The organism is Halochromatium roseum, assembly GCF_016653315.1.
Classification (GTDB): domain Bacteria; phylum Pseudomonadota; class Gammaproteobacteria; order Chromatiales; family Chromatiaceae; genus Lamprobacter; species Lamprobacter roseus.
Genome location: NZ_NHSH01000027.1, coordinates 1 through 11785 on the forward strand (window position 1 = coordinate 1; position 11785 = coordinate 11785).

19 protein-coding genes are annotated in these 11785 nt (G+C 61.8%); 17 read left to right on the forward strand and 2 right to left on the reverse strand.

Translation table 11 applies throughout. The features are described 5' to 3' along the window. Positions 1 to 436 (reverse strand): glycosyltransferase (locus tag CCR96_RS02635; RefSeq protein ID WP_201216651.1); only part of this gene is annotated, 436 nt, incomplete at its 3' end. A gap of 227 nt (positions 437 to 663) precedes the next feature. Here CCR96_RS02635 and CCR96_RS02640 point away from each other — a divergent pair. From CCR96_RS02640 to CCR96_RS02690, 12 genes are all read left to right on the forward strand, one after another. Beyond that, positions 664 to 855 (forward strand): hypothetical protein, encoded by a 192-nt coding sequence (locus tag CCR96_RS02640; RefSeq protein WP_201216660.1) that lies wholly within the window; start codon positions 664 to 666, stop codon positions 853 to 855. 60 nt (positions 856 to 915) lie between these two features. After that, positions 916 to 1518, forward strand: a complete 603-nt coding sequence (locus CCR96_RS24355; protein WP_242518383.1) for an Rpn family recombination-promoting nuclease/putative transposase — start codon at positions 916 to 918, stop codon at positions 1516 to 1518. Between the two features lie 14 nt (positions 1519 to 1532). Continuing rightward, a complete protein-coding gene (locus CCR96_RS24360) occupies positions 1533 to 1874 on the forward strand; it encodes a DUF4351 domain-containing protein (protein ID WP_242518384.1) in 342 nt (113 codons plus the stop codon). A 7-nt stretch (positions 1875 to 1881) separates the two neighbouring features. Continuing rightward, entirely contained in the window at positions 1882 to 2271 is a 390-nt protein-coding gene (locus CCR96_RS02650; protein ID WP_201216667.1) for a hypothetical protein, read from the forward strand. Next, positions 2271 to 2777, forward strand: coding sequence for a DUF29 domain-containing protein (locus CCR96_RS02655; RefSeq protein WP_201216676.1), 507 nt, complete (start codon positions 2271 to 2273; stop codon positions 2775 to 2777). The genes CCR96_RS02650 and CCR96_RS02655 overlap by 1 nt, the downstream gene beginning before the upstream one ends. Positions 2778 to 2897: 120 nt before the next feature. Continuing rightward, entirely contained in the window at positions 2898 to 3035 is a 138-nt protein-coding gene (locus CCR96_RS24365) for a hypothetical protein (protein WP_242518386.1), read from the forward strand. Positions 3036 to 3234: 199 nt separating this feature from the next. Further along, complete coding sequence (locus CCR96_RS02665; protein WP_201216701.1) at positions 3235 to 4689, forward strand: ImmA/IrrE family metallo-endopeptidase; 1455 nt, start codon at positions 3235 to 3237, stop codon at positions 4687 to 4689. Positions 4690 to 4749: 60 nt separating this feature from the next. Further along, a complete protein-coding gene (locus CCR96_RS02670; protein WP_201216710.1) occupies positions 4750 to 5139 on the forward strand; it encodes a hypothetical protein in 390 nt (129 codons plus the stop codon). Positions 5140 to 5428: 289 nt separating this feature from the next. Continuing rightward, a complete protein-coding gene (locus CCR96_RS02675; RefSeq protein ID WP_201216720.1) occupies positions 5429 to 5707 on the forward strand; it encodes a hypothetical protein in 279 nt (92 codons plus the stop codon). Positions 5708 to 5874: 167 nt separating this feature from the next. Then, positions 5875 to 6546, forward strand: coding sequence for a hypothetical protein (locus CCR96_RS02680; RefSeq protein ID WP_201216729.1), 672 nt, complete (start codon positions 5875 to 5877; stop codon positions 6544 to 6546). A 4-nt stretch (positions 6547 to 6550) separates the two neighbouring features. After that, positions 6551 to 7348, forward strand: coding sequence for a nucleotidyltransferase family protein (locus CCR96_RS24370; protein ID WP_242518388.1), 798 nt, complete (start codon positions 6551 to 6553; stop codon positions 7346 to 7348). After that, positions 7345 to 7800: a hypothetical protein gene (locus tag CCR96_RS02690; RefSeq protein ID WP_201216738.1), complete on the forward strand. Its 456-nt coding sequence runs from the start codon at positions 7345 to 7347 to the stop codon at positions 7798 to 7800. The genes CCR96_RS24370 and CCR96_RS02690 overlap by 4 nt, the downstream gene beginning before the upstream one ends. Positions 7801 to 7897: 97 nt before the next feature. Here CCR96_RS02690 and CCR96_RS02695 read toward each other — a convergent pair whose 3' ends face one another. After that, on the reverse strand, positions 7898 to 8959 hold the full coding sequence (locus tag CCR96_RS02695) for a hypothetical protein (protein ID WP_201216746.1): 1062 nt from the start codon (positions 8957 to 8959) through the stop codon (positions 7898 to 7900). A 715-nt stretch (positions 8960 to 9674) separates the two neighbouring features. Here CCR96_RS02695 and CCR96_RS02700 point away from each other — a divergent pair. The 5 genes from CCR96_RS02700 to CCR96_RS24990 are packed head-to-tail and all read left to right on the forward strand — an operon-like array spanning position 9675 to position 11775. Then, positions 9675 to 9926 (forward strand): type II toxin-antitoxin system HicB family antitoxin, encoded by a 252-nt coding sequence (locus tag CCR96_RS02700; RefSeq protein WP_201216754.1) that lies wholly within the window; start codon positions 9675 to 9677, stop codon positions 9924 to 9926. A 9-nt stretch (positions 9927 to 9935) separates the two neighbouring features. Next, entirely contained in the window at positions 9936 to 11159 is a 1224-nt protein-coding gene (locus tag CCR96_RS02705; protein ID WP_201216764.1) for a class I SAM-dependent methyltransferase, read from the forward strand. 27 nt (positions 11160 to 11186) lie between these two features. Then, positions 11187 to 11429, forward strand: coding sequence for a hypothetical protein (locus CCR96_RS02710; protein ID WP_201216772.1), 243 nt, complete (start codon positions 11187 to 11189; stop codon positions 11427 to 11429). Next, positions 11426 to 11641, forward strand: coding sequence for a DUF2283 domain-containing protein (locus tag CCR96_RS02715; protein WP_201216779.1), 216 nt, complete (start codon positions 11426 to 11428; stop codon positions 11639 to 11641). The genes CCR96_RS02710 and CCR96_RS02715 overlap by 4 nt, the downstream gene beginning before the upstream one ends. Before the next feature lie 11 nt (positions 11642 to 11652). Then, a complete protein-coding gene (locus CCR96_RS24990; RefSeq protein ID WP_274601058.1) occupies positions 11653 to 11775 on the forward strand; it encodes a hypothetical protein in 123 nt (40 codons plus the stop codon). Positions 11776 to 11785: the final 10 nt, after the last annotated feature.

An 11785-nucleotide genomic window follows, 5' to 3' on the forward strand; every position in this document is an offset into this window, starting at 1 on the left:
GCAGCCACGAGGTGCTATGCGCCACCTGATCCTCGAGATCAAAGGCACTGATCACCGGCAGCAGGCCGATGCGGGTCGCCGGCCCGCGCGTGGCTTCGATCAAGGCTTCTGCCCCAGCGGCATCCTCCGCCAGGCGCTCATCGGCATCCAGGATCAGATTCCAAGCCGCAGGCGAGTGCGCCAAGGCCGCATTGCGCGCGGCGGCGAAATCATCGCACCAGGCAAAGTGATGCACCTGCGCGCCACAGGCCTGAGCGATCACGACCGTGTCATCGCTCGAGCCGGTATCGAGCAGGATGATCGACTCGACCAGGCCCCGCGCGCTCTCCAGACAGGCGCGCAGTGTCACCGCCTCGTTGCGGGCGATGACCACCAGCGCGAGCTGGCAGCGCGGGGGCTTGGGCGGGGAGGGCGTCTGTGCTGAGCGGTGTGGCATGGGCGTCGGGCGCGCTGATGGAGTTGAGAGCGCTGGTGGGCATGATCAGGCGCGTTGAGTGGCGTTTGAGCATAGCGCAGTGAGCTATGCTCATTCGAGCAACAACAGGCGTGCCCGATCTGTCAAAATGGCCGCTCAGGTTGAAGCCTGACCCGCGCTGGGCTAAACCGATCTGATCTGACATGCGCTGAGCTGAACTGAGCCGACCGCTGCCGAGAGACCCCAACATGGCCCTGGCACAAGAAGACATCCAATTCATCAAAGCGCATCTGGGCGAATGGCTCGCCGAGCAATCGCTCGGCAAGCCGCCAGCGGTGTACGAGATCGAACTGCGCGAGCGCATGGACGAACGCTTCATCGCGACCGACATCGGTCTGGTCATCACCGCGATGCGGTATCTGCCGGGACCAAACATATAGCCCACCAGCCTGGTATCAGCGCAATGGCTGAAGGAGCTGAGAGGCAACGCATCTGAGCCCATGCACACCGACAAACAGATCTACCTCCTCCTCGGCGCCGATCCCGAGTTTCTCTGCCTGCTCACCAACGGCCTCCGCACCGATGGCCCCTATGCTTTTGAGGCCATCGACGTCAAGGCCCTGGAGCGGTGCATCGACGGCGTCGTGCTTCCGGCAGACCTCAAGCAAGCCATCTGGGCGATCGAAGTCCAAGCCCAGCAAGACCCTACCATCTACCACCGCCTGCTGGTCGACATGGGCCTGCTCGGCGAACGACGCCTTGAACAACCGGTGTGCGGCCTGCTGCTGTTCCTCAGTCCCGAGCACGACCCCCAGACCGAGCCCTGGCACAGCACAATCGCCCGCGACCCGCAGTGCCCTATCCGCCGCGTCTATCTCATCGAGGTGCTCGAACAACTGCGCCAGACCCAACCCGAGCACCCGCTGCTCGCCACCTTTCTGCCCTCTCTGCCTATCTGGTCGAAGACCGCGAACGCTTGCGCGAACAACCACCGCTCGCCTATGGTCAAATCCAACAAGCCCCACTGCCCGAATCCGCGCGCAGCCACTGCCTCGACGTCTTCCAGTCCTGGCTACTGGCACGCTTTAAGGACCAGACCTTAGAGGAGATCCTCAGTATGCTCGGCGAAATGACCCCACTCGAACAGACCCGCGCCTATCGCGAGATCGTCGCGAAGAACCAGCCGATTTGGCTGGAGGAAGGTCGCGCGGAAGGTCGCGCGGAAGGCCGCGAAGAAGGTCGCGAAGAAGGCCGCCGGCGCGAAGCTGAACGGGTGGCGCTCCGCCTCCTACGCCGTCGCCTCGGCAGCCTCACCAAGGCGCAACAGGCCCACATACAAGCCCTCCCGGTCGACCCGCTCGAAGATCTCATCGAAGCGCTGCTCGACTTCAGCACTGAAGCCGACCTCGAGACCTGGCTCGCCGCGCACCCCAGCCCCACTCCGCAACAGAACGCTTAAGCCAACCGTGCAACCCCACTGGACCCTCAACCTCAAGACCGGCCTCAAGGTCAACATCCCAGCCGACCTCGACAACCCGGTCACCCTCACCCTGCTCGAGCTGGAAGACTGGCCCGAGCCGGAACACGCCTTCTGCCGCCAACTCGCCCAGCCCGGTTTGCGCCTGCTCGATGCCGACACCGATGGCCCCAGCAACGCAAGCCCCGAGCGGCACACACAGGCGGATGTCAACGGCAACACCGAGGCCGCCACCGATGTCGATGCCAACCCCAATGCCGACAGCAAAACCGAACCCAGCGCACAAGCAGCGTTGGAGAAACCGGCTACACTGTTTGCCTGCAATGCCACCCGCGCCGCCTGGCTGCGCGAACAAGGGCGGCTGATCCGGCCCGTCTGATGCCGCGCCCCAGTGACCAGCAACCGCTTCCCGTCCCGACCATGCACAGCCAACTGCGTGAAACCAACGACACCACCGCCGCCTACGACAACGATTACTTTCTCTGGCTGCAAGCGACACGCGGCAAACTCGCGCGCCGTGACTTTGCGAGCGTTGACCTGACGCACCTGCTCGAGGAGATCGACGATTTGAGTCGCCGAGAGAAGCGCAAGCTCAAAAATCTGTTGCGGCAACTGCTCGCCCATCTCCTCAAGCTCGAGTATTGGGCGGAGGAAGCCCCCCGCAGCGGCAACCACTGGCGAGCCGAAGTGGCCAGCTTACGCAAACAGATCCGTGATGAACTGGACGACAGCCCGAGCTTAAGGGTCTACCTCAACGACATCTATGAGGCCTGCTACACCGACGCACGAGACATCGCCGCAGCGCGCTCGCAACAGCCGCTGAGTGCGTTTCCTGAGCGGCCGCGGATGCCGCTCGAGCAGGTGATCAACCCGTTGTCCTCTTGATGCACACCGACAAACAGATCGACCTCCTCCTCGGCACAAGCGAGCCGCCAGTGTCTCGACGTCTTCCAATCCTGGCTGCTCGCGCGCTTTAAGGACCAGACTTTAGAGGAGATCCTCATCATGTTCGGTGAAATGACCCCACTCGAACAGACCCGCGCTTATCGCGAGATCGTCGCGAAGAACCAGCCGGTTTGGCTGGAGGAAGGTCGCTGTCGACCTCGAGACCTGGCTCGCCGCGCACCCGAGCAAGATGGATGACGTCACAGTCCGCTAACGTCGTCGTAAAATGACTCAGCCCACCTCATCACTGGAGCCCCAAAAGCCACAGTCAGAGTGGTGCTATGATCCCGGAGAGAGACGTCCCAAACACCGCTGGGCGAAAGACGAAGCCTCCCAGGATTCTGCGTCAGCTCGAGCAACGCGCGGTAGCCGACGGTTTTGGCGGAGCGTTCAAAGCATGGCTCAAGCAATACAGCTAGGCAGTGACACCGGCATTGAGATGTGGATACTGCCGGCAGACGATGCCAAGGCGGCCCGCGGCCTCGCCGAAGCCCAATTCAGCCTCGCCGTGGCTGGTCTGCCGGTCTGGGGGCCAGCCGCATCGGACAGAGCGACTCCGCTCGCCGCGTCACAGCCTTGGCCGTTGGTCGATTTCCTTCATGGCCTCGCCCGCATCTGGCCCTGGCTCATGCTCGAGCAAGGCTACCCCATCGATATCGCCCCGCTGCACCCTGGCACCATGATGCAAGAGGCCGACGCACGCTGGCGCGATCTGGCCATTGGTCAGGCTGAGGCAGAGGAAGATCAACTCTTCGACTTCCGGCAACGTCACGACCTCTCGTTGCTGTTTCGAGGCTTAACGCTGCGGCCACTCTGGCTGTTACGCGAAGGCAGGGATGCACAGCTCTGGTCACCCGCATTGGAACGACCGCACTATCTCCCTCACACCCAAGCGATGACCGACCTAGCCGCCATCGGTCGCCACCTGGATCGACTGCTTGCAACCAGCACGGAACCCCGCGCCCGCTACGCGCGGCAATGCTGGTCTGAGCGCGAACAGCGTATCGCTGAACACTTCCTCCCGATCACCACCGGTCTCGACATCGGTGAACTCCGCCGGCTGGCCAGGGCCAGTGATGCGGCGAACGATCAACCCCTAGACGACTGGTTCGAAGTGCAACCCGGCGCTCAAGCCCATGAACACCCCGGCGAATTGCTGATGGCGGCCCGGATGGCGGGCGCGTCTGTCGGCGCCGAGCAGCAGCACTGCCTGCTACAAGCCATCCGCGCGATACCCTGTATGGCCACGCCAAACCTGGATGATCTTGCCAAGCAAGCGACCCAGCTCGTGCAGAGGCAAGCACCGGCCTACGAGCAGGGCTACCAATTGGCCCAATGGCTGCGCCAGCGGCTGGGCATTGCGAGCGACCAACCTGCGTTTCCTGACCAAATACTGCGACAGTGGGGCTTACACCTCAGTGAGATCGATATCACGGCAGGCATCGACGCTGTCGCCGTCTGGGGAGATCGCCACGGGCCTGCCGTGTTGCTCAATACGAACCACCGCTCACGCGCGTCAACAGCCAATGGCCGACGCTCAACGCTGGCACATGAGATCGGCCATCTGCTGGCCGATCGTGCGCATGCGTTGCCCGTTGCCGAGGTATTGGGTGGTCAGGTCCCGCGTTGGCCTGAGCAACGCGCCAATGCCTTCGCCGCTGAGTTCCTGCTGCCGCGCGAACAGGTCGAACGCGTCTGTCGGGCGCAGTCAGAGGTGCTGCTGGCCGCAGCCTATCTGGAAGAGCGGTTTCAAGTGAGTCGGACATTGACGCTGCATCAGATCAACAACGCCGAATGGAGCAGCGTCCTGTCCGCGGCAGAACGAAAGCGCTTAGATCGATGGGCGTTGTGACGCTTTGTCAGACCTCTCGTGTGATCACCCAACATCCTGAAGGCAAGCCCCGAGCTAACCGTGCAGCCCCACTGGACCCTCAACCTCAAGACTGGCCTCAAGGTCAACGTCCCGGCCGACCTGGACAACCCGGTCACCCTGACCCTGCTCGAGCTGGAAGACTGGCCCGAGCCGGAACACGCCTTCTGCCGCCAACTCGCCCAGCCCGGCCTGCGCCTGCTCGATGCCGACGCCAATGGCCCCAGCAACGCAAGCCCCGAGCGGCACACACAGGCGGATGCCAACGGCAACACCGAGGCCGCCACCGATGTCGATGCCAACCCCAATGCCGACAGCAAAACCGAACCCAGCGCACAAGCAGCGCTGGAGAAACCGGCTACACTGTTTGCCTGCAACGCCACCCGCGCCGCCTGGCTGCGCGAACAAGGGCGGCTGATCCGGCCCGCCTGATGCCGCGCCCCAGTGACCAGCAACCGCGTCCCGTCCCGACCATGCACAGCCCACTGCGCGAAGCCGACGACACCGCCGCCGCTTACGATGAACACCTTGCGATTACTTCCAGAGCACAATGCCTAAGACATACTGGAAACTGAGCCGAGATCCCCTATACCGAGGCGATCAAAGGCAAGGCGTCAGCCTGCCTTGTCCTCAGGCGAACCGCTCCATTGTTCGGCACGTTCTTTACCTAGAAGGCCATGGCCGCGAGACCCCGTATCTCTCTGCATCAGAAGATCGCAACATGGCAAGTCATTTCGCGGCATCTGAAGGCAGCATCTACATCGCCTACCCCAAGCAATGGCCGACGCTTGGGGTTGCTCATCGCCCTAGAAAAGAGCTTCTCCAGCTGTTACGCGGACATGGGAAAGGTGACGCCGCATGGCCTAGCGCTTACGAAGTCATGCGTGCGCGGCAATATGTTGAGGAGTGGCAGGAACATCTGGCAGACTTCACGGCGGCGGCAGACGCGACCGCGCAATCACTGCGCGAACGGGTCGATCGGATCTTTCGTTCCACTTAGCCACTGCCATGCATCTTCAGGTACTCGCTGCATGTGCCAATTGTTGGCATAACCCCCTACAGCATGGGTCTGTTGGGCTGTCGATGGGGTTTTGTACTGAGCAGCGCGTTGTGCTCCTTCGGCCCGAGGAAACAACCTGCGCTAAACACCTGCGTAAAGACCTGTTGTTGGAGTCCGCTCAGGCGTTCAGCGAGCGGCATCAACAGGTATACACCTGCTCGCATCAAGTCCAAAAACTCTCTGATCAAGAACCCGTTCTAGCATCGGACTACATCGAAGCGTCGGCGACCTTTATCCGCCATGACAGAGTTGGCGAGGCCGTTGCTGACTACGGCGAATATGGCACGAAGATCGAATCGCTCGCGCAACTGCGCGCCCTCGGCAGCTTTCGCGCAGAGCTTGCGATGCTGACGCTTGGCCGAGCCTATTCACGCCGATGCATCCAGCGCGGTGGGCACTGGACGAGCGGACTGCATCTGTTGTGGTGGACAAAACGTCGCCTACAGGAGCGGCAGCCACCGGAGCCCGAGCCGAGTGATTTCCGCTATCAAACTGCAGGCAGTCTCGAGCGCCAGGTTGAATTGGCAAGTTGGTCACTGATGATGTCAAGGCTGGTTTTTCTCTCTGATCTTGGCGCCTATGCGCTGGCCGAGGGTGATCCTGTTGCTGGGCTACATGGAATTGCCGAGCAGGCAGCCGCGGAGACCGAAATCCCTGGAAAGAAAAGGTTGTTACGCTGGATAAAAAAGGTGGGTCTCCCAATGATTGAAGAAGTGATTTCGGAATGCCGATACCGTGAGATCGCTTCAGCACTGCGGGAATCGTCCGCACTCGCGTAATCAAATGGAAGAAACACCAAACAGAACGCCTAAGCCAACCGTGCAACCCCACTGGACCCTCAGCCTCAAGACCGGCCTCAAGGTCAACGTCCCGGCCGATCTCGACAACCCGGTCACCCTGACCCTGCTGGAGCTGGAAGACTGGCCCGAGCCGGAACACGCCTTCTGCCGCCAACTCGCCCAGCCCGGCCAGCGCCTGCTCGATGCCGACACCGGCTACGGCCTCTACGCGCTGAGCTTCGCGCAAGCGCTGCACGGCCAAGGTCAAGGCCAGGGCAGGGTGCTCGCGCTCAATCCCGATCCGCTGTTCGCCCGCAGCGTCGCCGATCACGGCCTGCAAGCGCTGATTGACATCGAGGCAGAGACGCCAACGCGCCATGCCAATCGCGCCCACCGCGCCGATCAGGATCACCGCGACGCCGGCAGCCGCGGCGAGCACCACCAACCCGGGTCCACCCCGCTCACGCGGCCTCCGGCCGCAAGATTCCCGCCAACCTCTACCTGTGATGCACTCAACATGCGTCTGAGCGAGCAACAAACTCAGCACATCGTCCGCAGCGTGCAACAGCATTTGGGGCCAGCGTCCCGAATCTGGCTGTTCGGCTCCAGACTCGATGACGCAAAGAAAGGCGGCGACATCGATCTGTTCGTGGAGACCGAACAGCAGCCACTGCGCAACGAGTTGCGATGCAAAATCGAACTCGAGGAAACCCTTGACATGCCGGTCGATCTCATTGTGCGCGGCTTCGATGAACAGTCTCCCATCGCAGGCATCGCTAAAAGCAACGGCCATCGGTTATGACCGAACATCTCCAACTCATCGACAAGAAGCTTGAGCACTTGGAGCGGATGCGCGGCTATCTGACGTATTCGCTGGAACAGGTCAGCGTCTTGATGCCCATCAACGACTGGAAGACGCTGACGCCCAAACACCATGAAACGCTCGCGGCCTTCCGCGTCCGCTTCAGCGAGTTCCAAGAGCATCTTGGCAAGACCATGCGCGCGGTCGCGATCGAAGAAGAACAGAAAACAGAGCCATTCACCAGCGTGCTGCTCTACATGGAAAAGCTCTCGATCATCGACTCTGCTCAGGCATGGAAAGAACTGCGCGAGTTGCGCAATGCAATCAATCATGAGTACGAAGAAAATCCACGGCGTCTATCGCAGTTTTTCAGCGAGCTCGCCCAAGCAACGCCGACACTCATGGACTGGCATCAACGCCTAGCCGACTTCTGCCAGCGACACTATGCTTAAGCTAACGCCTGTCTTGCGGCTGGCGAAAAAACTGGGACGCTGTCGGGCGATGGAAGGCGTTCGAGGGCAAGCGATCCTGCGGCGAGGCGTCTCGCGATCAGGGGTCGCAAACGTGCCGCAGCGCGCGAAGCCAGGCCGCGCTGTCCGAAGCCTCAAGGACCGGCCCGGTCAGTTCTAGCAGCAGGTCGAAGTCGTCGATCTGCTCCAAGATCGACCGCGTCTCAGCGGCGACGGCGGGGCCGAAACGTTTCTTGACCTGGACCATCAGGATGTTGCGGCTCGGTCGGAGCGCCTCGAGTCGCGCGCGACGCGTTGTCTCTTCCGGGTTCGGTTGCTCGCGGAACGGCCAGAAGCGGTCTGGCGTGGTCGCATAGTCGTGCTGGAGCGGCGCCAGGGATGTGATGTTGATGTCGGAGGCGCGGACGATCTCGTGCAGCGCATCTCGCTGTTCGCATTCCCACTCATCTGCGTTTGCATCGGTCACCGATAACAGATCGGTGCCATCGCGCCGGCACAGCTCGATCGCCATCTGCCCGATCCGCAAGGGCCGCTGCGAATCAATCCAGAAAAAGAACCGGAAGCGATAGTTAATATCCCAGGCTGGCTCCCAGTCGCCGGCGATGGCACCCATGTCGGCGCTGCGTGTGGGCTGGGTGAGGTATTGCAGCCAATCCAAGAGGTCGAGTCGCAGCCCATAGTCTCGCCATGGGCGCAGATAATGGGCCGTGGCAAGGAAGCGCCGGACTCGCTCCAACAGCGGGTCCGTCTGTGGCGGGATCTCGAAAGGCTTTGCCGTCAGCGCCTCGTCGAGCGCGAAGCGGAGATGAAAATCCGGCCGCTCCTCGGGTGGCTTGTACCGATGCCAAAACTGACGCTGCTCCTCATCCGAGGCGCGTTGCAGCAGGAACAAGAACGCAGCGGTGGCAAACTGTGGCGGCAGTGTCGCATGCAGGTCGCCGAGCTGGTCACGCAACAGACGATCGAGCCACGCCACTGGCAATTGCCCGCCGAGTTGCTGCAAGCGTTCTCTGAACAACCGATACTCGGCAATCGCATTCTCCGGCGTGCCGTCGCCCCACTTGTAGAAGCGCATGGCCAAGGTCATCGTGCCCGATTCGGGGTCGATGATGTAGTAATCGTACCAGGCGCGTGTTGACATCTTGGTCTCCCGATTCAATGCAGATCCCCACGGAGCAGCCTGCCTTGCCTTGCTCTTTAACGGGGACGACGATCCGTTAGCGAGTGGTGTGGGTCGCCGCGTTCTAGCCTCCACGCCTGAGCTGATTGTGGGATGTTAGCTGATCTTGCTGTCGATGCGCGCGCGAATCGCAGTGATCGAGGTCATGTCAGCGATCTCGTCGCCGCTCAGTCAGGCGCAGGTCGTAGGCGGTTTCGACGGCCAGGCTCAGCGCGCTCCTCATCGCTCGAGCTGTGTTTCAACCTGGTGTTGAGGTCAAAGGCGGCGCGCATCCGTGGCGGCGCTGGCCGCGGCTGTGGTGACCGACGCTGGGGCGCGGCGGGTTCAGCAGTGCCCTTCAAGTGCTTGACTGAAGCGCTCAACGGCGAGGCAGCGACCGCTCTGCGCGCGATCAAGCCTTGCCAGCAATCGACGCAGAGAAGAACGTTGCAGTGTGATGTCAAACGTCAGGTGGCTATTGAATCGCACGCGCAAAAATCCCCGCGATTGGCGCATTCAAGAGGTCAAGACCGTCGCGAACGGGTTCGGCATCGATTATCGACAACCGGGAACCAGTCATGTCACCTCCAGCACCCGCGGCTGCGTGCCAGTAACCATCCCTGCACACAAACCTATTGCCCCGATCGACATCAAGCGCCTTTGTCGCCTTGGTTGATGCCCTGGAGGGAGGCGAATCATGAACAGTCTCTTACCGCGCTGCACACTGCGCCCGCTCGCGCCTGACGAGGGCGAAGGCGACCTCATTGAGTTTCCGGACTATCCAGGCTGCATGGCCGACGGGCCAACGCCAGAAGCGGCCCTCCGCGAAGGCTACGATGCCCTCCATTCCTATCTGGAAACACTCAAGGCACTGGGCCATCCATTACCAGAGGCGCGTCGGCATCCGCATTTGCCAGAGGTGTCGGCAGAGGCCGTGGGTTCACACTGAGGCCAACCCATGAACTGCCGCCATTGCCAAACCCCGCTGCGCCACGTCTTCCTCGACCTCGGCTACGCGCCACCATCTAACGCTTACCTCAGCGAAGACGACCTGCGTCGTCCAGAGATCACCTATCCGCTCAAGCTCTATGTCTGCGACCACTGCTGGCTGGTCCAAACCCAAGACGTCGTCGCCGCCGACGCCCTCTTCACCAGCGACTACGCCGACTTCTCCTCCACCTCCAGCAGTTGGCTCCAGCACGCCGCCGACTACAGCGCCATGATTAGCCAGCGCCTCGGCCTCAACGCCGACAGCCTGGTCATCGAAGTCGCCGCCAACGATGGCTATCTGCTGCGCAACTTCGTCCAAGCCGGCATCCCCTGTCTCGGCATCGAGCCCACCGCCGCCACCGCCACTGCTGCCAAGGCCCAGGGCATCCCGATCCTGCGCCAGTTCTTCGGCACCCAACTTGCCCGCGAACTCGCCGCCCAAGGCCGCCAAGCGGACCTCATCATCGGCAATAACGTCTACGCCCACGTACCGGACATCAATGACTTCAGCGCTGGCCTCAAGGCCGCGCTCAAGCCCGGCGGTACCGTCACCCTCGAGTTCCCGCACCTGCTGTACCTGATCACGCATAACCTGTTCGACACCGTCTATCACGAGCATTTCTCCTACCTCTCGCTGCACGCGGTGCAACGCATCCTGCAAGCCCAGGACCTGCGCCTCTGGGATGTCGAACAACTTCCGACCCAGGGTGGCAGCCTACGGGTTTATGCCATCCACGCCGACGACCCGCGCCCAGCCACGGCCGCGGTCGCTGACCTGCTCGCCACCGAACAGACCCAAGGCCTGCTCGATCTTGCCACCTACCAAGCCTTCCAACCACGCGCCGATCGCATCAAGAACGACCTGCTCGCGTACCTGATCGAGCAACAACGCGCCGGCCGTCGCATCGCGGCCTATGGCGCCGCCGCCAAAGGCAACACCCTGATCAACTACGCCGGTATCAAGCCTGACCTGCTACCCTATGTTTGTGATGCCGCCCCGGCCAAGCAGGGCAAGTATCTGCCCGGCAGCTACATCCCGATCCGCCCGCCCGCAGCGCTGCGCGATGAGCCGCCGGATGAGGTGCTGATCCTGCCGTGGAACATTGCCGAGGAGGTCAAGGCGCAGCTGGCCGAACTCGCCGAGGGTGGCATGCGCTTTGTTACTGCGGTGCCAGCGCTTAGGGTCCACTAGGCGTGCTGACACCCCATCCAATCCTCGATGTCAGAGCTACCCATCACGGATTATTTTCGGGACAATGTCCTGGTCAAGCGTCCATACATCCAGCGCGACTGGTGCGAGGCAGCCGTCCGCGATCCCATCCGTAAAGAAGTACAGGCGGATGATGGACGTATCAGGCACTGGATTTGGGTCGAGGTGCTGGGGCGTTACCTCCGTGTGGTGACACTGGACGATGGACGCACGATCCATAACGCGTTTCCGGATCGGAGGTTTAAGCCATGAAGATCAACTACGATGCAGCAACCGATTCCCTTTACATCCATCTCAGCGAACGCGCATCAGCGGATGCTGACGAAGTCTCTGAAGGCGTGGTGCTGGATTACGATGCTGCGGGTGTCCTTGTGGGTATCGACATCCAGCACGCCAGCCGGCGAACAGACTTGGCGACACTGTCCGTAAACAAGCTCCCACTTGGGCACCTCGACGCTGCCTGATCAGCGCTTACATGAAACCCCGCATCCCCTACACCCAACCCTCCATCACCGAGCTGGAGGTCCGCTACGCCACCGACGCTGCCGCCAACGGCTGGGGTGAGCGCTGCAGTGCATCAACGGCAACTGGCTCGTGACTGTCTGTTG

What these genes read in the sequence shown, in the direction of transcription:
- CCR96_RS02665 (WP_201216701.1), top strand. Translation starts at nt 3,235, where the DNA reads ATGGCTCAAGCAATACAGCTAGGCAGTGACACCGGCATTGAGATGTGG.
- CCR96_RS02700 (WP_201216754.1), top strand. Translation starts at nt 9,675, where the DNA reads ATGAACAGTCTCTTACCGCGCTGCACACTGCGCCCGCTCGCGCCTGAC.
- CCR96_RS02675 (WP_201216720.1), top strand. Translation starts at nt 5,429, where the DNA reads ATGGCAAGTCATTTCGCGGCATCTGAAGGCAGCATCTACATCGCCTAC.
- CCR96_RS02640 (WP_201216660.1), top strand. Translation starts at nt 664, where the DNA reads ATGGCCCTGGCACAAGAAGACATCCAATTCATCAAAGCGCATCTGGGC.
- CCR96_RS24365 (WP_242518386.1), top strand. Translation starts at nt 2,898, where the DNA reads ATGTTCGGTGAAATGACCCCACTCGAACAGACCCGCGCTTATCGCGAG.
- CCR96_RS02715 (WP_201216779.1), top strand. Translation starts at nt 11,426, where the DNA reads ATGAAGATCAACTACGATGCAGCAACCGATTCCCTTTACATCCATCTC.
- CCR96_RS24990 (WP_274601058.1), top strand. Translation starts at nt 11,653, where the DNA reads ATGAAACCCCGCATCCCCTACACCCAACCCTCCATCACCGAGCTGGAG.
- CCR96_RS24355 (WP_242518383.1), top strand. Translation starts at nt 916, where the DNA reads ATGCACACCGACAAACAGATCTACCTCCTCCTCGGCGCCGATCCCGAG.
- CCR96_RS02705 (WP_201216764.1), top strand. Translation starts at nt 9,936, where the DNA reads ATGAACTGCCGCCATTGCCAAACCCCGCTGCGCCACGTCTTCCTCGAC.
- CCR96_RS02695 (WP_201216746.1), bottom strand. Translation starts at nt 8,959, where the DNA reads ATGTCAACACGCGCCTGGTACGATTACTACATCATCGACCCCGAATCG.
- CCR96_RS24360 (WP_242518384.1), top strand. Translation starts at nt 1,533, where the DNA reads ATGCTCGGCGAAATGACCCCACTCGAACAGACCCGCGCCTATCGCGAG.
- CCR96_RS02690 (WP_201216738.1), top strand. Translation starts at nt 7,345, where the DNA reads ATGACCGAACATCTCCAACTCATCGACAAGAAGCTTGAGCACTTGGAG.
- CCR96_RS02655 (WP_201216676.1), top strand. Translation starts at nt 2,271, where the DNA reads ATGCCGCGCCCCAGTGACCAGCAACCGCTTCCCGTCCCGACCATGCAC.
- CCR96_RS02710 (WP_201216772.1), top strand. Translation starts at nt 11,187, where the DNA reads ATGTCAGAGCTACCCATCACGGATTATTTTCGGGACAATGTCCTGGTC.
- CCR96_RS24370 (WP_242518388.1), top strand. Translation starts at nt 6,551, where the DNA reads ATGGAAGAAACACCAAACAGAACGCCTAAGCCAACCGTGCAACCCCAC.